Annotated in this window: 17 protein-coding genes and 3 tRNA genes; 1 reads left to right on the top strand and 19 read right to left on the bottom strand. The window is 65.2% G+C overall.

Annotated features, from left to right (window positions below; all coding sequences use genetic code 11):
- The first annotated feature begins 110 nt into the window (after nt 1-110).
- The gene (gene bamE / locus ACAW63_RS13390) at nt 111-620 is read left to right on the top strand and encodes an outer membrane protein assembly factor BamE (protein ID WP_371234264.1); all 510 of its coding nucleotides are present in this window, start codon (nt 111-113) and stop codon (nt 618-620) included.
- A 68-nt stretch (nt 621-688) separates the two neighbouring features.
- Here bamE and ACAW63_RS13385 read toward each other — a convergent pair.
- From ACAW63_RS13385 to ACAW63_RS13295, 19 genes are all read right to left on the bottom strand, one after another.
- A tRNA-Arg gene (locus ACAW63_RS13385) sits at nt 689-765 on the bottom strand.
- Between the two features lie 98 nt (nt 766-863).
- A tRNA-Arg gene (locus ACAW63_RS13380) sits at nt 864-940 on the bottom strand.
- Nucleotides 941-1,049: 109 nt separating this feature from the next.
- Nucleotides 1,050-1,140 (bottom strand) — tRNA-Ser (locus ACAW63_RS13375).
- A gap of 60 nt (nt 1,141-1,200) precedes the next feature.
- Nucleotides 1,201-1,386 (bottom strand): carbon storage regulator CsrA, encoded by a 186-nt coding sequence (gene csrA / locus ACAW63_RS13370; protein WP_003085981.1) that lies wholly within the window; start codon nt 1,384-1,386, stop codon nt 1,201-1,203.
- A 185-nt stretch (nt 1,387-1,571) separates the two neighbouring features.
- Nucleotides 1,572-2,807 carry an aspartate kinase gene (locus tag ACAW63_RS13365; RefSeq protein WP_371234262.1) on the bottom strand — a complete coding sequence of 412 codons (1,236 nt, stop codon included), beginning with the start codon at nt 2,805-2,807 and terminating at the stop codon, nt 1,572-1,574.
- Nucleotides 2,808-3,052: 245 nt separating this feature from the next.
- Nucleotides 3,053-5,677, bottom strand: a complete 2,625-nt coding sequence (gene alaS / locus ACAW63_RS13360; protein WP_371234261.1) for an alanine--tRNA ligase — start codon at nt 5,675-5,677, stop codon at nt 3,053-3,055.
- 122 nt (nt 5,678-5,799) lie between these two features.
- A complete protein-coding gene (ltaE, locus tag ACAW63_RS13355; protein ID WP_371234259.1) occupies nt 5,800-6,804 on the bottom strand; it encodes a low-specificity L-threonine aldolase in 1,005 nt (334 codons plus the stop codon).
- Between the two features lie 164 nt (nt 6,805-6,968).
- The gene (astE, locus tag ACAW63_RS13350; RefSeq protein ID WP_371234257.1) at nt 6,969-7,967 is read right to left on the bottom strand and encodes a succinylglutamate desuccinylase; all 999 of its coding nucleotides are present in this window, start codon (nt 7,965-7,967) and stop codon (nt 6,969-6,971) included.
- A 50-nt stretch (nt 7,968-8,017) separates the two neighbouring features.
- Complete coding sequence (locus ACAW63_RS13345) at nt 8,018-8,299, bottom strand: GTPase (protein WP_275607993.1); 282 nt, start codon at nt 8,297-8,299, stop codon at nt 8,018-8,020.
- A gap of 9 nt (nt 8,300-8,308) precedes the next feature.
- Nucleotides 8,309-9,655: an N-succinylarginine dihydrolase gene (gene astB / locus ACAW63_RS13340; RefSeq protein ID WP_371234255.1), complete on the bottom strand. Its 1,347-nt coding sequence runs from the start codon at nt 9,653-9,655 to the stop codon at nt 8,309-8,311.
- Nucleotides 9,655-11,121, bottom strand: a complete 1,467-nt coding sequence (gene astD / locus ACAW63_RS13335; RefSeq protein ID WP_371234253.1) for a succinylglutamate-semialdehyde dehydrogenase — start codon at nt 11,119-11,121, stop codon at nt 9,655-9,657. The genes astB and astD overlap by 1 nt, the downstream gene beginning before the upstream one ends.
- Nucleotides 11,122-11,146: 25 nt before the next feature.
- Nucleotides 11,147-12,166: an arginine N-succinyltransferase gene (gene astA, locus ACAW63_RS13330; RefSeq protein WP_371234251.1), complete on the bottom strand. Its 1,020-nt coding sequence runs from the start codon at nt 12,164-12,166 to the stop codon at nt 11,147-11,149.
- An 11-nt stretch (nt 12,167-12,177) separates the two neighbouring features.
- Entirely contained in the window at nt 12,178-13,194 is a 1,017-nt protein-coding gene (gene aruF / locus ACAW63_RS13325) for an arginine/ornithine succinyltransferase subunit alpha (protein WP_371234249.1), read from the bottom strand.
- A 152-nt stretch (nt 13,195-13,346) separates the two neighbouring features.
- Entirely contained in the window at nt 13,347-14,567 is a 1,221-nt protein-coding gene (locus ACAW63_RS13320) for an aspartate aminotransferase family protein (protein ID WP_275607998.1), read from the bottom strand.
- A 339-nt stretch (nt 14,568-14,906) separates the two neighbouring features.
- The gene (gene argR / locus ACAW63_RS13315) at nt 14,907-15,890 is read right to left on the bottom strand and encodes a transcriptional regulator ArgR (protein WP_371234247.1); all 984 of its coding nucleotides are present in this window, start codon (nt 15,888-15,890) and stop codon (nt 14,907-14,909) included.
- A 38-nt stretch (nt 15,891-15,928) separates the two neighbouring features.
- Entirely contained in the window at nt 15,929-16,693 is a 765-nt protein-coding gene (aotP, locus tag ACAW63_RS13310; protein ID WP_371234245.1) for an arginine/ornithine transport ATP-binding protein AotP, read from the bottom strand.
- 17 nt (nt 16,694-16,710) lie between these two features.
- The gene (locus ACAW63_RS13305; RefSeq protein WP_371234243.1) at nt 16,711-17,823 is read right to left on the bottom strand and encodes a succinylglutamate desuccinylase/aspartoacylase family protein; all 1,113 of its coding nucleotides are present in this window, start codon (nt 17,821-17,823) and stop codon (nt 16,711-16,713) included.
- A gap of 10 nt (nt 17,824-17,833) precedes the next feature.
- Nucleotides 17,834-18,532: an ABC transporter permease gene (locus ACAW63_RS13300; RefSeq protein ID WP_275608002.1), complete on the bottom strand. Its 699-nt coding sequence runs from the start codon at nt 18,530-18,532 to the stop codon at nt 17,834-17,836.
- A 16-nt stretch (nt 18,533-18,548) separates the two neighbouring features.
- The gene (locus tag ACAW63_RS13295; protein WP_152221871.1) at nt 18,549-19,238 is read right to left on the bottom strand and encodes an ABC transporter permease; all 690 of its coding nucleotides are present in this window, start codon (nt 19,236-19,238) and stop codon (nt 18,549-18,551) included.
- Between the last annotated feature and the right edge of the window lie 115 nt (nt 19,239-19,353).

Genomic DNA, 19,353 nt, shown 5'->3' with positions numbered 1-19,353 from the left:
GCCGGTTCATCGCAGGGTTCGACGCGCGAAATCCCCGACAAGACACCCAGCACCGGACTACAAGTCCACGTCTTAGGCTGCTGGGCAGGCCCGCCGTCATGGAGGACATCATGCGTCTGCCCGCCCTGCTGCTTTCGACCCTGCTTCTACTACCGACCGGCGAAGCGGCAACGGTGTTCCGCTGCACATCCGCCACGGGGAAAGTCCTCTTCAGCCAGTATGGCTGCTCCAGCGATCAGCAGCAGGACAGACAGGAAGCCTCCAACCCCACGCCAGGCAGCAGCAAACCGGTGCCGCTGGCGAACCCCAGGCCCGCCGCGCAACCCCGTGCAGCGCGCGGAAAAGGCCGGGAAAGCGACGACGGCGTGGTGGTAGTGGGAGAGCAGCAGAACGGCTGTGGCAATCGCGTTACCGGCGCAGCCCGGCGCAAGGCAATTATCGAGGGCAGGATCAGGACCGGGATGACTCGCAGCGACGTGGAAAGCGCTCTCGGCAGGCCGGACAAGATCAGCCAGCACAACGGGACGCTGCGCTACCACTATGAAGCGCACAAGAAACATGGCGCGCGCAGCGTGACCTTCGACGAGGATGGCTGCGTGGTGGGCAAGGCGAAACGCTGAGAACCCTGGCGGGAAATTTTCGCCGCACAAAGAAAAAGGGCCTGCATTTCTGCAGGCCCTTTCGTATATGGCGCACTCAGGAGGATTCGAACCTCCGACCGCTCGGTTCGTAGCCGAGTACTCTATCCAGCTGAGCTATGAGTGCGTCGTCGGTAAAGTTTAACCAGATTCACCAACTGGTTGCAGCTATTGGCTTTTCAGCCTTTTCGCCACTGAAGCCCCGCTTTCGCGTTGCCTCGTATATGGCGCACTCAGGAGGATTCGAACCTCCGACCGCTCGGTTCGTAGCCGAGTACTCTATCCAGCTGAGCTATGAGTGCGCTGATGAGGGCGCAAATTCTAGAGCGATCTTTTTGAGCTGTCAACAAGATTTTTCAATCATTTCAGTTACTTACGCAACCTGACAACTCATCGCACCAGAGGATGCAATGGCGGAGAGGGGGGGATTCGAACCCCCGACACCCTTTTGAGGTGTACTCCCTTAGCAGGGGAGCGCCTTCGGCCACTCGGCCACCTCTCCGCAACACGGGGCGCATGATAACCATGTTTTCCCCGTTTGCAAAGAAAATTTTTAAGAAAATTAATGGTTTGGTTCTTGGTCTTTCTCTTTCTGGATGCGCTGGTAGATTTCCTCACGGTGCACAGCGACTTCCTTCGGCGCATTCACACCGATTCGCACCTGATTTCCCTTGACGCCCAACACAGTCACGGTGACGTCATCACCGACCATCAGGGTCTCTCCGACCCGGCGAGTCAGAATCAGCATTCCTTTCTCCTTACGAATTACGGATAAACAGTCTGCAAAAAAGAAATGGTGGCAGATTCGTGTAGATCAAGTGCGCGAATCCTTCACCCAAGTATTGACCAGTCCTGTCGGAATGAAAGTTCCTACCCGCCCAGTCAAAAACGACAAAAGGCGCGGGGTAGCCGCGCCTTTCGGTATATACCGCCTTACTCGCCCTGTCGGGCCGGGGCGTCGAGCTCAAACGCGGTGTGCAGGGCACGCACCGCCAGCTCCAGGTACTTCTCTTCGATGACCACGGAAACCTTGATTTCCGAGGTGGAGATCATCTGGATGTTGATGGATTCCTTGGCCAGCGCCTCGAACATGCGGCTGGCGACACCGGCGTGGGAGCGCATGCCGACACCGACGATGGAAACCTTGGCGATGTTGGTGTCGCCGGTGGCTTCGCGCGCACCGATGCTGGCGGCGGTCTGCTTGAGGATTTCCAGGGCGGCCTGGTAGTCATTGCGGTGCACGGTGAAGGTGAAGTCGGTGGTGTTATCGTGCGAAACGTTCTGCACGATCATGTCGACTTCGATGTTCGCAGCGCTGATCGGACCAAGGATCTTGAAAGCAACGCCGGGGGTATCCGGTACGCCACGGATGGTCAGCTTGGCTTCGTCGCGGTTGAAGGCGATGCCGGAGATGATCGGCTGTTCCATGGATTCCTCTTCATCAAGGGTAATGAGGGTGCCCGGACCCTCCTGGAAGCTGTGCAGCACGCGCAGCGGGACGTTGTACTTGCCGGCGAACTCGACCGAACGGATCTGCAGGACCTTGGAGCCGAGGCTGGCCATTTCCAGCATCTCCTCGAAGGTGATCTTGTCCAGGCGCTGCGCTTGCGGCACTACGCGCGGGTCGGTGGTGTAGACGCCATCCACATCAGTGTAGATCTGGCACTCGTCGGCCTTCAGCGCCGCGGCCAGGGCCACGCCGGTGGTGTCGGAACCGCCACGGCCGAGGGTGGTGATGTTGCCGTGCTCGTCCACACCCTGGAAGCCTGCGACCACGACGACGCGGCCGGCCTTCAGGTCTGCGCGAATGTTGGCATCGTCGATGCTCAGGATACGCGCCTTGGTGTGCGAGCTGTCGGTCAGGATGCGCACCTGGTTGCCGGTGTAGGACACCGCCGGCACGCCACGCTTGATCAGCGCCATGCTCAGCAGCGCGATGGTCACCTGCTCGCCAGTGGAAACCATGACGTCCAGCTCGCGCGGAATCGGCTGGTCCATGATCTGTTTCGCCAGGCCAATCAGGCGATTGGTCTCGCCGCTCATGGCGGACACCACCACGACGATGTCGTCGCCCGCCTCACGGAATTTCTTCACCTTCTCGGCCACCTGCTCGATTCGCTCGACGGTGCCGACGGAGGTCCCTCCAAACTTCTGTACGATCAAAGCCATTTCAAAAGCCGCCTGATTCCTGAAGGGCGCCCATTTAACATGCATCACCGCATGCTGCCAAGGCCCGCCGGACGCGCTGCGGACCCCGGTATTTCAGGGCCTTTAGAGCCTGTTTACGATATCGCGAGCTAGAGCAGAACAAGGCGAAATCGGTTGAGGGAGCGGAGTTTACACACAGTAAATGAGCATCCCGAAACCGATTTCAACGCCGTTATGCCGACGCGCAGCAGATCGTAAGCAGGTTCTTAGAGGCCCTGTTCGACAAATGTACGCGCCAGCGCCAGAGCCTCGTCCAGCTTGCCGGCATCGACGCCACCGCCCTGGGCCATGTCCGGGCGACCACCGCCCTTCCCGCCCACAGCCGCAGCGGCCTGCTTCATCAGATCGCCAGCCTTGAGCTTGGCGGTCAGGTCCTGGGTCACGCCGGCAACCAGCACGACCTTCTCCTCGAACACGCCGCCGAGCAGGATCACGCCGCTGCCGAGCTTGTTCTTGAGCTGGTCGACCAGCGCCAGCAGCGCCTTGCCGTCCACACCGTCGAGACGCGCGGCAAGTACCTTGGCGCCGCTGACCTCGATGGCCGAGGAAGCCAGGTCGTCACCGGCGGCGCTGGCGGCCTTGGCCTTGAGCTGCTCCAGCTCCTTTTCCAGCTGACGGTTGCGCTCGATCAGGCCGGACAGCTTGTCCAGCAGGTTGTCACGACTGCCCTTGACCAGGCCGGCCGCTTCCTTGAGCTGCTCTTCGGCACCGTTCAGGTAGGCCAGCGCTGCAGCGCCGGTAACCGCCTCGATACGGCGTACGCCGGAGGCCACGCCGCCTTCGCTGGTGATCTTGAACAGGCCGATGTCGCCGGTACGGGACACGTGGGTGCCGCCGCACAGCTCGACGGAGAAGTCGCCGCCCATGCTCAGCACGCGCACCAGGTCGCCGTACTTTTCGCCGAACAGCGCCGTGGCGCCCTTGGCCTTGGCGGTGTCGATGTCGGTCTCTTCGGTCTCGACTTCGGTGTTCTTGCGGATCTCGGCGTTGACGATGTCTTCCAGTTGCTTCAGTTGCTCGGGCTTGATCGCCTCGAAGTGGCTGAAGTCGAAGCGCAGGCGCTGGCTGTTCACCAGAGAGCCCTTCTGCTGGACGTGATCGCCCAGCACCTGGCGCAGCGCGGAGTGCAGCAGGTGGGTCGCGGAGTGGTTCAGCGCAGTGGCCTGGCGCACGGAAGCATCGACCTCGGCCTTCACCGCGGAACCGACGCTCAGGCTGCCCTGGGCAACCACGCCATGGTGCAGGTGCGCACCGCCGGCCTTGGTGGTGTCGCGCACGTCGAAGCGCACGCCGGCACCGGCGAGGTAGCCGCAGTCGCCGACCTGGCCGCCGGATTCGGCGTAGAACGGGGTCTGGTCGAGGACGACCACGCCCTCCTCGCCTTCGCCCAGCAGCTCGACGGCCTTGCCGTCCTTGAACAGCGCAATGATCTGGCCGGCGCCGGAAACGCCCTGGTAGCCGAGGAAGCGGGTATCGCCGTCGACTTTCACCAGGCTGTTGTAGTCCATGCCGAAGGCGCTGGCGGAGCGGGCGCGCTCGCGCTGGGCCTCCATCTCGCGCTCGAAGCCTTCCTCGTCGAGGGTCAGGCTGCGCTCGCGGGCGATGTCGTTGGTCAGGTCGACCGGGAAGCCGTAGGTGTCGTACAGCTTGAACACCACGTTGCCGGGGATGACGCTGCCCTTGAGCTCGGACAGGTCCTGCTCGAGGATCTTCAGGCCCTGCTCCAGGGTCTTGGCGAACTGCTCTTCCTCGGTCTTGAGCACGCGCTCGATGTGCGCCTGCTGCTGCTTGAGCTCGGGGAAGGCTTCGCCCATCTCGCCAACCAGCGCGGCGACGATCTTGTGGAAGAAGGTGCCCTTGGCGCCCAGCTTGTTACCGTGGCGGCAGGCGCGACGGATGATGCGGCGCAGCACGTAGCCGCGGCCTTCGTTGGACGGCAGCACGCCGTCGGCGATCAGGAAGCCGCAGGAACGGATGTGGTCGGCCACGACTTTCAGCGACGGAGCGCCGTCGTTGGCGCAGCCGATGGCGTCGGCGGAAGCCTTCAGCAGGCTCTGGAACAGGTCGATCTCGTAGTTCGAGTGGACGTGCTGCAGCACGGCACTGATGCGCTCGAGGCCCATGCCGGTATCCACGCTCGGCGCCGGCAGCGGGTGCATGACGCCGTCCGCGGTGCGGTTGAACTGCATGAATACGTTGTTCCAGATCTCGATGTAGCGGTCGCCGTCTTCTTCCGGCGAGCCGGGCGGGCCGCCCCAGATGTCCGCGCCGTGGTCGAAGAAGATCTCGGTGCACGGACCGCACGGACCGGTGTCGCCCATCGCCCAGAAGTTGTCCGACGCGTAGGGAGCGCCCTTGTTATCGCCGATGCGGACCATGCGCTCGGCGGGAATGCCGACTTCCTTGGTCCAGATGTCGTAGGCCTCGTCATCGGTGGCGTAGACGGTGACCCAGAGCTTCTCCTTGGGCAGGTTCAGCCACTTGTCGGAGGTCAGGAATTCCCAGGCGTAGGTGATGGCGTCGCGCTTGAAGTAGTCGCCGAAGCTGAAGTTGCCCAGCATTTCGAAGAAGGTGTGGTGGCGCGCGGTGTAGCCGACGTTTTCCAGGTCGTTGTGCTTGCCGCCGGCACGCACGCACTTCTGGCTGGTGGTCGCGCGGGTGTAGGCGCGCTTTTCCAGGCCCAGAAAGCAATCCTTGAACTGGTTCATGCCTGCGTTGGTGAACAGCAGGGTCGGATCGTTCGCGGGGATCAGCGAACTGGACGCAACGCGGGTGTGCCCCTTCTCTTCGAAGAAGCGGAGGAAGGCTTCACGGATTTCAGCGCTTTTCATAGATTCTTCCACGGAAAAATACGGCCACAAATCGCCGGCAAAGGGCCGCATTATGATCGGCCCTGCGTACTGGGTACAGAGTGTTTGTGCGATAGACGGCGCCTATTGCGCCTCACGCATGCTCAGTCGCGACGAAAGGCAGCGAAAGCTTCCACGATACGCGGAATATCCGCCGATTTCACGTCGAGGTGCGTGACCAGTCGAAGGCGCGCCGCCGGGCTGACGCGAATGCCGCGCTCGGCGAGATGGGCAGCCAGCGCACCGGCCTGCTCACCGATGCCGACGTAGACCATGTTGGTCTGTACCGGCTCGATGGCATAGCCCAGTTCGGCGAGGCCACGGCCCAGCGTTTCGGCGTTGGCATGGTCCTCAGCCAGACGCTCGACCTGATGGTCCAGCGCATACAGCGCCGCCGCTGCCAGGCCGCCGGCCTGGCGCATGCCCCCGCCGACCATCTTGCGCAGACGGCGCGCGCGGCCGATCAGCTCGGCGTCGCCGCAGAGTACCGAGCCCACCGGCGCGCCAAGCCCCTTGGACAGGCATACCGAGACGGAATCGAAGTGGCGGGTGATCTCGCAGGCGTCCACGCCCAGCTTGACCGCCGCGTTGTACAAGCGCGCGCCGTCCAGGTGCAGGGCCAAGCCACGGCGGCGGGTCATCTCCCGTGCGGCGGCGAGATAGGCCTGCGGCAGGACCTTGCCCTGCATGGTGTTTTCCAGCGCCAGCAGACGGGTGCGGGCGAAGTGGAAGTCGTCCTGCTTGATCGCCGCCTCGACCTTGGCCAGGTCCAGCGAACCGTCGGCTTCGCCGTCGATCGGCTGTGGCTGGATGGAGCCGAGGACGGCGGCGCCACCGCCTTCATATTTATAGGTGTGCGCCTGCTGGCCGACGATGTATTCATCGCCGCGGCCGCAGTGGGCCATCAGCCCCAGCAGGTTGCTCATGGTGCCGGTGGGCACGAAGAGCGCGGCGGCAAAGCCCAGACGCTCTGTCAGGGTCGCTTCCAGGCGGTTGACGGTGGGGTCTTCGCCATAGACGTCGTCGCCCAGTTCGGCACGCGCCATGGCCTCGCGCATCCCGGCGGTGGGCAGGGTGACGGTATCGCTGCGAAGGTCGATGGCAGACATGGCGGAGCTCCTCGGGCATCAGGCGGAAAGGACCGATGCTAAGCGCTCGCCAGTGGCGGAACAAGGGTTGGAATAACTGTAGGAGCGAGCTTGCTCGCGAACGCTTTTCCGGCGGCTTCGGCGTCGGGCGGTTCGCGAGCAAGCTCGCTCCTACGAAAATCCGGTCAGAGCTCGGTGGGGATGACCAGGATGCCGGCGCGCAGTCCGTTCTTCACCCGGGGGTTGGGGAAGATGATCCGCGCACCCTGCTCTTCCACGATCCAGCGAGTGCCACCGATGTCCTCGGCGAGCAGGTAGCCCTGGTCCAGCTCGGTGAAGTTATCCACCGCATCGTCCAGGTGCAGGCGGAAATGGTCGCTGTGCTTGATCACTTCGCGGGACACGGCGAACAGCTTGAGACCATCGAGCTGCGCGGCATCGGCCTCCGGCGCATCGCCACGGATCAGTCCCTGCAGCATGCCTTCCAGGCGATCGAGGTTGACCGCCTGGTTCTGCCCGAACGGCCGTGCCTTGCCCAGCTCCAGAGTGAAAGCTTCGGCGCCCAGGTGGCTGTAGGTGTAGGCACTGAAGGTGATGCCCGGCTTGCTCTGCAGCAGCACGGCGTCGATGCCGGCGCTGCGCAGGCGCGCCAGTTCGTCGCGGGAGTGCTGGCGACCCTCGCTCCAGGGGTAGAGCGCGAACTGCTCGATCTTCGAACCGCGAATGGCGGTGTGAAGGTCGTAGTGCAGACGGGTTCGCCCGTCGCGAGCGAAGAACGCTGCGGCCAGGCGCTCCAGCTCGGAGGCGCGCAGGGCTTCGTTGCCACTGCCCTCCTCGTGGCGACCGCAGAACAGGCGGTTGATGTCCTGTTCCAGGTAACGCTCGCCGCGGCGCATGGCTTCGGGGTTGCCCAGCAGGATCAGGATGCGCGCCGCCGGCTTCAGCTCGCCACGAGCGATGCGCTGCACCAGGCGGTCGAGCAGCTCGATGGGGGCGGTCTCGTTGCCGTGGATACCAGCCGAAAGCAGCAGGTCACGGCCCTGGTCACGGAGGGTGGACGGGGTGATTTCCAGTGCGCCTTCCGCCAGCCAGTGCAGACGGGTACCGTCCGCGGTGAGCTGGATCTTTTCCGTCGGCTCACGGCCGGCGAGGGTCAGTTCGAGCAGTTTGCCCAGGGCTAGCATGCGGACGCCTCCATCATTCCCAGCGGCCGGATGGGCCGTGGACTCCGCGATCAGTGGTGATGGTCACATCCACAGTCTGGACCATGTTCGTGGACTTCGGCGGCTTCCAGCTCCAAAGTCAGGCCCAACTGGTTCACCGCCTGGGGGCGCACCACCAGCAGCGGGATCTCGGCGTCGTCCTCATGGGAGTCGGCGTAGATCGTAAGGCCGCCCTTGCCGTCGGCCTCCAGCCACAGCTCGCGCCCTTCCAGGCGGATGGCCAGGCGCGCGGTGTGGGTCTCGCGGCGCTCGCCCTTGTTGTCTTCGAGAATCAGCGGGAGGCTTTCGGTCATGTCGGTCACTCAGTTTTGCTGGAAGGGATAAACCGAGCCCAGTTTAAGGATCTGGCTCAATTCATCCAACGCCGTACGGCATTCCACCAGCAGTTGCGGATCGGCGAGGTCGGATTCGGACAGGCGATCGCGGTAGTGCTTGTCGACCCAGGTGACCAGGGTGTCGTGCAGGGTCGGGGTCATGATCACGCCCGGGTTGACCGCCGCCAGCTCGCTGTCGGTCAGCGCCACGCGCAGGCGCAGGCAAGCGGGGCCACCGCCGTTCTGCATGCTCTGCTTGAGGTCGAACACCTTCACCTCGCGGATCGGGCCGTCCTCGGCGGTCAGGCGCGACAGGTAGTTCCACACGCGCTCGTTCTTGCGGCACTCCTCCGGGACGATCAGCAGCATGCTGCCGTCGGCGCGGGTGAGCAGCTGGCTGTTGAACAGGTAGGACTTCACCGCGTCCTCGACCGTGACCTGGTCGCGCGGCACGCACACGGCCTGGAAGCGACCGCCACGGCGGCCCAGCTTGTCGTGCAGCTCGGCCAGCACGCGCTCGGTGTCGAGGAAGGCGTCTTCATGGTGGAACAGCACTTCGCCGTTGCCCACGGAGATCACGTCGTTGTGGAACACGCCCTGGTCGATCACCGCCGGATTCTGCTGGGCGTAGACCACGCCGTCGTCCGTCAGGCCGTGCAGGCGGGCGACCGCCTGGCAGGCTTCCAGGGTCTGCCGGGCCGGGTAGCGCTGCGGCGCCGGGAAGCGGCTGTCGAAGGCGCTGCGGCCGAACACGAAGAACTCGACGCCGGCTTCGCCGTAGGACTTGCAGAAGCGCGTGTGGTTGGCCGCGCCTTCGTCACCGAACTGCGCCACTGCCGGCAGCGCGGCGTGGTGGGCGAAGTGCTGCTCGTCGCGGAACATCGCGCCGAGGATGCGGCTGGTGACCGGGTGCTCGATGGAGCGGTGGAACTTGCAGTTCAGGTTGGCGGCGGTGAAGTGCACGCGGCCATCGGCGGTGTCGGCGCTGGGGCTGACGGTGGCCGCGTTGGCGGTCCACATGCAGGACGCCGAGCTGACCGCGGCCAGCAACGGCATGGCCTCCTTGGCGGCCTTGGCGATCACCTCGGCATCGGTGCCGGAGAAGCCCAGGGCGCGCAGCGAGGCGACGGCCGGGCGCTCCTGCGGGGCCAGCACGCCCTGCTTGAAGCCCATCTCCATCAGCGCCTTCATCTTCGCCAGGCCCTGCTTGGCAGCTTCGCGCGGGTTGGACGCAGCCTGGCTGTTGCTCTGCGAGGCGACGTTGCCGTAGGACAGGCCGCCGTAGTTGTGCGTCGGTCCGACCAGACCGTCGAAGTTCATTTCATAGGCGGTCATCACAGGCTCACTCCCGGGGTCAGGGTTGCAGGCAGGCTCAGGCTCTCGCTTTCCAGCGAGGCGACCGGATAGGCGCAGTAGTCGGCGGCGTAGTAGGCACTCGGGCGATGGTTGCCCGAGGCGCCGATGCCACCGAAGGGTGCGCTGCTGGCAGCGCCGGTCAGTTGTTTGTTCCAGTTGACGATGCCGGCGCGGCTTTCGATGAGGAAGTCCTCATAGCGCTCGCGGGAATCCGACAGCAGGCCGGCGGCCAGGCCGTATTGGGTGGCGTTGGCTTCGCGCACGGCGGCGTCGAAGTCGGCGTAGCGGATCACCTGCAGCAGCGGGCCGAAGAATTCTTCGTCCGGGCGCTCGGCCACGGCGGTCACGTCGAGGATACCCGGGGTCAGCAGCGCGGCGCTGGCCAGCGGCTGGGTCATCGCCAACAGCGGCTTGGCGCCCTTGGCCAGCAGCTGTTCCTGTGCCTTGATCAGGTGTTCGGCGGCGGCCAGCGAGACCACCGAGCCCATGAAGGGCGCCGGCTGTTCGTCGAAGCGGCCGACCTTGATGGTCGAGGCCACGGCCACCAGGCGCTCGATCAGCGCATCGCCCCAGGCGCCCTGCGGCACCAGCAGGCGGCGGGCGCAGGTGCAGCGCTGGCCGGCGGAAATGAAGGCGGACTGGATGATGGTGTAAACGGCGGCGTCGACGTCTTTCACCTCATCGACGATGAGCGGGTTGTTGCCGCCCATTTCCAGCGCCAGGATCTTCTGCGGGCGACCGCCGAACTGGCTGTGCAGCAGGTTGCCGGTGCGGCTGGAGCCGGTGAAGAACAGGCCGTCGATGTCGTCGTTGCCAGCCAGCGCCACGCCGGTGTCGCGGGCGCCCTGCACCAGGTTGATCACGCCGGCGGGAATGCCGGCGTCGATCCAGGCCTGCAGGGTCAGCTCGGCGACCTTCGGGGTCAGCTCGCTGGGCTTGAACACCACGGCGTTGCCCGCCAGCAGGGCCGGCACTATGTGGCCGTTGGGCAGGTGGCCGGGGAAGTTGTAGGGGCCGAACACGGCGACCACGCCGTGGGGCTTGTGACGCAGCACGGCCGTGGCGTCGGCCAGCGGGCCGCTCTTCTCGCCGGTACGCTCACGGAAGGCCTGGACCGAGATGGCGACCTTGTTGACCATGCTGGTCACTTCGGTGGCGGCTTCCCACAGCGGCTTGCCGGTTTCCTCGCCGATAGCACGGGCCAGTTCCTCGGAACGGCCCTTGAGGGTGGCGGCGAAGCGTTCCAGCACGGCGATACGCTCTTCCACCGGGCGACGGGCCCAGGCCGGGAGGGCGGCACGTGCGGCGGCAACGGCGGCGGCGACCTGCGCGGCCGAGGCGGCGCGACCGCTCCAGACCACGGCCTGGCTGACCGGGCAGAGGGACTCCAGCGGCTCGCCTTCGCCCGCCAGCCACTGGCCGGCAATGTAGTGGGTATTCATCATCAGGCTCCCCTGACGCCTCGCGGCGTCAGTTGCGTTTTCCGGAGAGAGGTACCGCGCGGACCGAAGCGCCGGCGGACAGGCGCAGGCGCTTGGCGGTCAGCGCGTCGACCACCAGCGAGCCGGCGGCCACCCGCGCCGGCGCCGCGGTGATGCGGCATTCCTCGCGCTTGCGGTTGTGGATCAGGAAGGGTTCGGCGTCGTCGCCCGGCGTGCCAATGGCCAGCACCAGGGTCTGACTGTCGGCGATCGGGCGGATCTTGTCGGTCGGCGCCTCGATGGCGGGGCCGGCGTCGAAGATGTCGACGTAGCCCTGGTAGCTGAAGCCTTCGGCCTTGAGCATGGCCAGCGCGGGCTCGGTGTCCGGATGCACACGGCCGATTACCGCCCGCGCCTCTTCCGAGAGGAAGCAGGTGTAGAGCGGGAACTTGGGCATCAGCTCGGCGATGAAGGACTTGTTGCCCACGCCGGTCAGGTAGTCGGCCTGGCTGAACTCCATCTTGAAGAAGTGCCGGCCCAGGCTTTCCCAGAACGGCGAACGGCCGTCGCCATCGGACATGCCGCGCATCTCGGCGATCACCTTGTCACCGAACAGTTCGCGGAACTCGGCGATGAACAGGAAGCGCGCCTTGGACAGCAGGCGGCCGTTGAGGCCGGTGCGATGGTCGGCATGCAGGAACAGCGAGCACAGTTCGGACTGGCCGGTGAGGTCGTTGGCCAGGAACAGCGTGGGAATCTCGCGGTGGATACCCAGTTCCTGGGAGGCGCTGACGGTCAGGCCGACGCGGTAGTTGTACCAGGGCTCGCGCAGGCCGACGGCGCCGGCCACAGCGGAAATCCCCACCACCTTGCCGTCATCATCTTCGAGGACGAACAGGTAGTCGGCGTCGGCGCGTTCGGCCTCGCCTCGGAAGGCCTTCTCGGCCCAGCTGACGCGGTGCTGCAGGCGCTGCTCGTTGGCCGGCAGCGTGGTCAGGCCGGTGCCGGTGCTACGGGCCAGGTCGAACAGGGCCGGAAGGTCGGCGCTGGTTACGGGACGGACGATCATGCTCTCTCCCCTCAGATCGCGACCAGGCGCACGCTGGCGCCGTCGCCGACGCCCAGGGCGTCGGCGGCTTCCTGGTTCAGGGTCACCGGCTTGCCGGGTGCCCAGTCGAGTTCCGCGACAATGGCGCGGAAGTCCTGCAGCTGGCCATTGGTGACCAGGTAGCCACGGTTGCCCCTGCCCCCCTCGCCGATGCGTACCGGCACCTGCCGGCTCTGGGCGATCGAGCGGATGCTGGAGATCGGCGCATGCAGGGTCGGGCCGCCGTCGAAGATGTCGATGTAGTTGTCGGATTCGAAACCGTCGCGCATCAGGATGTCGAAGGTGATCTGCGCACGCGGGTGCACCTGGCCCATGGACTCCTGCGCCTCGTCCGGCAGCAGCGGTACATAGATCGGGTAGTGCGGCATCAGCTCGGCGAGGAAGGTGCGGCTCTTCAGGCCCGAAAGCCTCTCGGCCTCGGAGTAGTCGAGGTCGAAGAAGTTGCGCCCGATGGCGTTCCAGAACGGCGATTGGCCCTGGTCGTCGCTGTAACCGACGATCTCCACCACCACCGCGTCGGCGAAGCGCTCCGGGTGGCTGGCCATGAACAGCAGGCGGCCACGGGAGTTGAGCTCGGCGATCGGCGTGTTCACCAGGTCGCGCTCGACGTAGAAGCTGGTCAGCAGGCTGTTGCCGGTGAGGTCATGGCACAGCGAGAGGACGTGAATCTTGTTGTGGATCTTCAGCTCGCGGGAGGCGTGCACGAAGGTCTCGTTACGGAAGCTGTAGAAGGGCTCGGAGAAACCAGCCGAAGCGACGATCGCCGAGCAGCCGACCAGGCGGCCGCTCAGGCTGTCTTCCAGCACGAAGAAATAGCTTTCCTCACCGTTGAAGCTCACTTCGGCGGCGAACGAGGCCTCCGAGGCGAGAATCTTTTCCCGCAGACGTTCCGCGTCGTCCGGCAGCGACGTGACGCCGACCGGGCTGTCCGCGGCGAGACGCTGCACTTGCTGCAGGTCGGCCACTTGGGCGGGGCGCATCACCAGCATGGCGTCACTCCTCTAACCAGACAAAGTTCATGATTCGTGGGCGCGACACGGCCTGTGCCGCACTCACCAGGGCATTCGGAAGGCCGGCCGGAGTAGCCCGGCCGGCGAAGCGGCGAAATCGCTTCGCCGCTGATTCAGCTTAGTCGCAGCTGTTAGCCGCGGGTCAGCTTGGCGATGGCGCGCTCCAGGCGATCCAGGCCTTCGTCGATGTCCGCATCCGGGATCACCAGGCTGGGCGCGAAGCGCACCACGTCCGGGCCGGCCTGCAGGACCATCACGGCCTCTTTCTCGGCCGCGTTCAGCACGTCCTTGGCCTTGCCCTTCCAGGCGTCGGCCAGCACGGCGCCGATCAGCATGCCCATGCCGCGAACCTGGGTGAAGATGCCGTACTCGGCGGCGATCTTCTCCAGGCGGACCTTGAAGCGCTCATGCTTGGCTTTTACGCCTTCGAGCACTTCCGGGGTGTTGATCACGTCGAAGGCCGCACCGGCCACGGCACAGGCCAGCGGGTTGCCGCCGTAGGTGGTGCCGTGGGTGCCGACCACCAGGTGTTCGGCGATCTTCGCGGTGGTGAGCATGGCGCCGATCGGGAAGCCGCCGCCCAGGCCCTTGGCGCTGGACAGGATGTCCGGGTTCACGCCGTAGTACTGGTGGGCGTAGAGGTAGCCGATACGGCCGAAACCGCTCTGCACTTCGTCGAAGATCAGCAGTGCGTTGTTCTCGTCGCACAGCTTGCGCACGCCTTCCAGGTAGGCCTTGTCGGCCGGCAGCACACCGCTCTCGCCCTGTACCGGCTCGATGATCACGGCGCAGGTCTTGTCGGAGATGGCGGCTTTCAGCGCGTCCAGGTCATTGAACGGAATGTGGGTGATGCCCTGCACTTTCGGGCCGAAGCCATCGGAGTACTTGGCCTGGCCACCGACGTTGACGGTGAACAGGGTACGGCCGTGGAAGCTGTTGACCATCGAGATGATCTCGTACTTCTCGGGGCCATAGACGTCGTGGGCATAACGGCGGGCCAGCTTCAGTGCGGCCTCGTTGGCCTCGGCGCCGGAGTTGGCGAAGAACACGCGCTCGGCGAAGGTCGAGTCGATCAGTTTCTTGGCCAGGCGCAGGGCCGGCTCGTTGGTGAACACGTTGGAGACGTGCCAGATCTTCCCGGCCTGCTCGGTCAGCGCCTTCATCAGCGCCGGGTGGGCGTGGCCCAGGGAATTCACTGCGATGCCGCCGGCGAAGTCGATCAGCTCTCGGCCGCTCTGATCCCAGACTCGGGAACCCTCGCCACGCACCGGAATGAAGGCAGCCGGCGAATAGTTGGGAACCATGACCTGGTCGAAATCGGAACGTTGGACCTGAGCTTGCGGAGCGGACATCGGTGTTCTCCTGCCTGGTTGAGGCGGCTATCGATGGAAGGATTGTAGGGACGATTGTCAGGCCGGCATTGTCGCCATGCGACAACTTGTTATAGCGCCAACCCACGGATTGCCGAGCTTTACGGAAATGCGACAGAAAGCGTCGGGAAGGCGCAGTGTAAGGCCTGCGGACTGCTGCGGGTACAAGTGGGCGTGGAATTTGTTCGCGTGGCGAACGAGGGGAAAAGGAATAAGGCGGGAGGAGCTTCCACTGTAGGAGCGAGCTTGCTCGCGAACCGCTTTAAACCGGCGCATCCGGCAAGATCGTTCGCGAGCAAGCTCGCTCCTACATAAGAGCAGTCAACCGCGCTCCGCGATCACCGGAGCAGCCTCCGCAGCACCCTGGCCGCGGCGCTGGTTACGGTCTTCGCGCGGGGTCACGCCGAAGAAGTTGCGGTAGGCGCTGGAGAAGTGCGGGCCGCTGGAGAAGCCGCAGGACAGGCCGATCTGGATGATCGACTTGCTGGTCTGCATCAGCATCTGCCGCGCGCGGTTCAGGCGCAGTTCCAGGTAGTACTGGCTGGGCACGCGGGTCAGGTACTGCTTGAAGATGCGCTCCAGCTGACGGCGCGAGACGCACACGTGCTGGGCGATTTCGTCGGTGGTCAGCGGCTCCTCGATGTTCGCCTCCATCAGCAGCACCGCCTGGGTGAGTTTCGGGTGGCTGGAGCCGAGGCGGTTCTTCAGCGGGATGCGCTGGCGTTCGGAACCTTCGCGAATGCGCTCCACCACCAGCTCCTCGGACACCGCACCCGCCAGCTCCGCACCGTGATCGCGGGAGAGCACGGCCAGCAGCAGGTCGAGCACGGCCATGCCGCCGCAGGCGCTGAGACGGTCGCGGTCCCATTCGAACAGGTGGTTGGTGGCTATGACCTTGGGGTAGCGCTCGGTGAAGTCGTCATGCCAGCGCCAGTGCACCGCGGCGCGGTAACCATCGAGCAGGCCGAGCTGTGCCAGCGGGTAGATGCCGGCGGACAGCGCGCCGATGCTCACGCCGCTGCGCGACAGCTGCTTGAGCGCGGCGGCCAGCGGCGCCGAGACCGGCTGGGGAACCTCGTCGGCGACCAGGAAGATGCGCTGGCACTGCTCCAGCGCGCCATTCCAGGGCTGCCCCGGCAGGCGCCAGCCATCGGCCTCGGCGACCGTTTCCGCACTCATGAACACCGGATCGTAGAGCGCCTCCGGATGCAGCCGGCGGGCGACCCGCAGCGCCTCCTCGGCCAGTGCCAGGGTCAGCGCACGGGTGTGCGGCCAGAGGAGGAATCCGATGCGTTGTGCGGTCATGCGACTAGGTCACCAGGCGACACGGGATGACAGACAGCTTACTTCAAGCTGCCGGAAAGGAACTGCTTCAGGCGATCCGATTGCGGATTGGCCAGAACTTCCTTCGGACAGCCCGCCTCTTCCACCAGGCCCTTGTGCAGGAACACCAGCTGGTTGGAGACCTCGCGGGCGAAGCCCATCTCGTGGGTCACCACCACCATGGTGCGGCCTTCCTGGGCCAGATCCTGCATCACGCGCAGCACTTCGCCGACCAGCTCGGGGTCGAGCGCCGAGGTCGGCTCGTCGAACAGCATGACTTCCGGCTCGACCGCCAGGGCGCGCGCGATGGCCACGCGCTGCTGTTCGCCACCGGACATGTGCGCAGGGTAGGCATCCTTGCGGTGCGCCACGCCGACTTTCGCCAGGTAGTGCTCGGCCTTTTCCAGCGCCTCTTTCTTCGACACGCCCAGCACATGGACAGGCGCTTCGATGACGTTCTCCAGGGCGCTCATGTGCGACCACAGGTTGAAGTGCTGGAACACCATCGACAGGCGCGAGCGCATGCGCTGCAGCTGCCTGGCGTCGGCGGCCTTGAGCGCGCCGTCCTTGTTCGGGGTGAGCTTGAGCTCTTCACCGTTGAGCAGGATCTTGCCGGCGTGGGGCTGCTCCAGCAGGTTGATGCAGCGCAGGAAAGTACTCTTGCCCGAGCCGGAGGAGCCGATGATGCTGATCACGTCGCCCGCCTTCGCCGCCAGGGAGACGCCCTTGAGCACCTCATGATTGCCGTAGCGCTTGTGCAGGTCCTGGATTTCCAGTTTGTACATGGTGTCGGTTCTCGAATTCAGTCGTTGATCAGCCGGCCCTTGCGGAACGGCTCACGCCCGGCCACCTTGGCCAGCCAAAGCCCTGGCTGGGCATAGCGCCCACGCTCGATGGCGAACAGCACGCCGGAAGTCCCGGCGCAAACGGTGCTGACCTTGTCGTTCAGCGGGTCGACCACCTCGAACAGCGCGTCGCCCTTCTCCACCCACTCCCCCGCCTTGCGCAGGAAGCTCACGACACCGGCATGGGGCGCGTGGAGGTATTCGGTGCCTTCGAAAGGCATGCCTTCGCAGCACTCGGCCGGAGCCGCCGGCCAGTCGCCATCGATCAGACCTTGCTCGGCGAGGAAGCCGAGGATGGCTTCGGCGTTGGCCTGGGCCTGGTCGACGCGGGTATCGCCCACGCCGCCCAGTTCGACGGTGGTCGCCAGGCAGGCCAGCGGAATCGCTGCCTTCGGGAAGGTTTGCGACAGGCGCAGCCACGGCAGCGAGCAGGACTCGTCGAAGGAGCTGCCGCCGGAATCTTCGGCCAGCAGCGCGACGCCGGCCTTCAGGCGTGCGGCAAGGGACTTCCAGCGCGGCCAGTGCTGCGGGATCGCATAGACATGGATGGCGGCGTCGAAGTCGCAATGCAGGTCGAGCACCACTTCGGCGTCGCAGGCGTGACGCAGCAGGATGCGCTGCATGCCCTGCAGCTCGGACGAGGCCGGCGGCAGTGCGTCGAGACCGTCACGCATGGCCTGGCGGATCAGCTCGACATTCGCGGCCTCATCGGCACCCAGTTGGCTGCCGACGCGCTCGGCGACCAGCGCCGACAGCTCGACGAAATCACGGTTGAAGTTCTTCCCGCTGCCGAACTCGAAACGGCCCAGATGGCTGGCCTGCAGGGTCTGCCCGAGACCGATGGGGTTGGCTACCGGCACCAGTTCGACGAGGCACTTGAGCTGCCCGCGCGACTCGAGGTCGGCCAGGCGCTGCTTGAGCTCCCAGGCGGTACGCATGCCCGGCAATTCGTCGGCGTGCAGGCTGGACTGGATGTAGACCTTGCGCGGCCCCTTGCCGTAGCGGAACACGCTCAGGCGGCGCTCGCTACCCAGGCTGCTCCACGGCAACAGATGATCGATACGTTCCACAGTCGACTCCTCAGTGCTTGCGCGGCGCGAGATAGGCCAGCCAGCGGCGCTCGGCGGCCTTGAACAGGCGCACCAGGGTGAAGGTCATGATCAGGTAGAAGATGCCGGCGGTGATGAACGCCTCGAACGGCAGGTAGTACTGCGAGTACACGGTGCGCGCGGCGCCGGTGATGTCCACCAGGGTGACGATGGACGCCAGGCTGGTGGTCTGCAGCATCATGATCACTTCGTTGCTGTACTGCGGCAGCGCGCGGCGCAGGGCCGAGGGCAGCAGGATGCGGCGGTACATCTTGATCCGCGACATGCCCATGGCCTTGGCCGCTTCGATCTCGCCATGCGGGGTGGCGCGGATGCTGCCGGCGAGGATCTCGGCAGTGTAGGCGCTGGTGTTGATGGCGAAGGCCGCGCAGGCGCAGAAGGTCGCGTTGGACAGCAGCGGCCACATCGCGCTTTCACGCACGAACTCGAACTGCGCCAGGCCGTAGTAGATGAGGAACAGCTGCACCAGCATCGGGGTGCCGCGGATCACGTAGGTGTAGAGCCAGGCCGGCAGGTTCACCGCCGGGTTCTTCGAACAGCGCATCAGCGCCAGCGGCACCGCCGCCACGAGGCCGAAGAACAGGGAGATCGCCAGCAGCTTGAGGGTTACCAGCAGGCCGCTGAAGTAGAGCGGCAGGCTGTCCCAGATGACGGAGAAGTCGAATATCACGATAGCGTCCTCTGACTCAAAGCTCGGCGACTTTCACGCCGACCGAATAGCGACGTTCGAGCATGCGCAGCAGTACCAGGGAGACGGTGGTGACCACCAGGTACAGCGCCGCCACGGCGAGGAAATAGGTGAAGGGTTCGCGGGTGGCATCCGAGGCCTGCTTGGCCTTGAACATCATGTCCTGCAGGCCGACCACCGAGATCAGCGCGGTGGCCTTGACCAGCACCAGCCAGTTGTTGGTGAAGCCGGGGATGGCCAGGCGGATCATCTGCGGCACCTGGATGCGGAAGAACACCTGCAGCGGGCTCATGCCGTAGGCGAAGCCAGCCTCGCCCTGCCCTTTCGGGATGGCCATGAAGGCGCCACGGAAGGTCTCGGACAGGTAGGCGCCGAAGATGAAGCCCAGGGTGCCGACGCCGGAGGCGAAGGGATTGAGGTCGATGTAGTCCTCATAGCCGACCATGGGCGCGACCCAGTTCACCGCTGCCTGGCCGCCGTAGAAGATCAGCAGGATCAGCACCAGGTCCGGCACGCCGCGGATCACGGTGGCATAGAGGTCGCCACACCAGGCCAGCCACTTGACCGGCGACAGGCGGATGGCGGCACCGAGCAGCCCCAGCGCGATCGCCAGGGCCATCGACAGCAACGACAGCTGAAGCGTCAGCCAGGCACCATCGACGATGGTAGCTCCGTAGCCATTGAACATAGTTTCTACCTCTAGACCGGACGCCGTCCGCAACCGCACGGACGCTGCAGGGCGATCACCCGACGCGGGATCGCACCCAATAAAAAAGTGGCACAAACTTCAGGAAAGGACCCGG

The organism is Pseudomonas sp. QE6 (assembly GCF_041379005.1).
Classification (GTDB): domain Bacteria; phylum Pseudomonadota; class Gammaproteobacteria; order Pseudomonadales; family Pseudomonadaceae; genus Pseudomonas.
The sequence above is the reverse complement of the archived record's forward strand: the minus strand, read 5'-3'. Positions and strand labels throughout refer to the sequence as shown.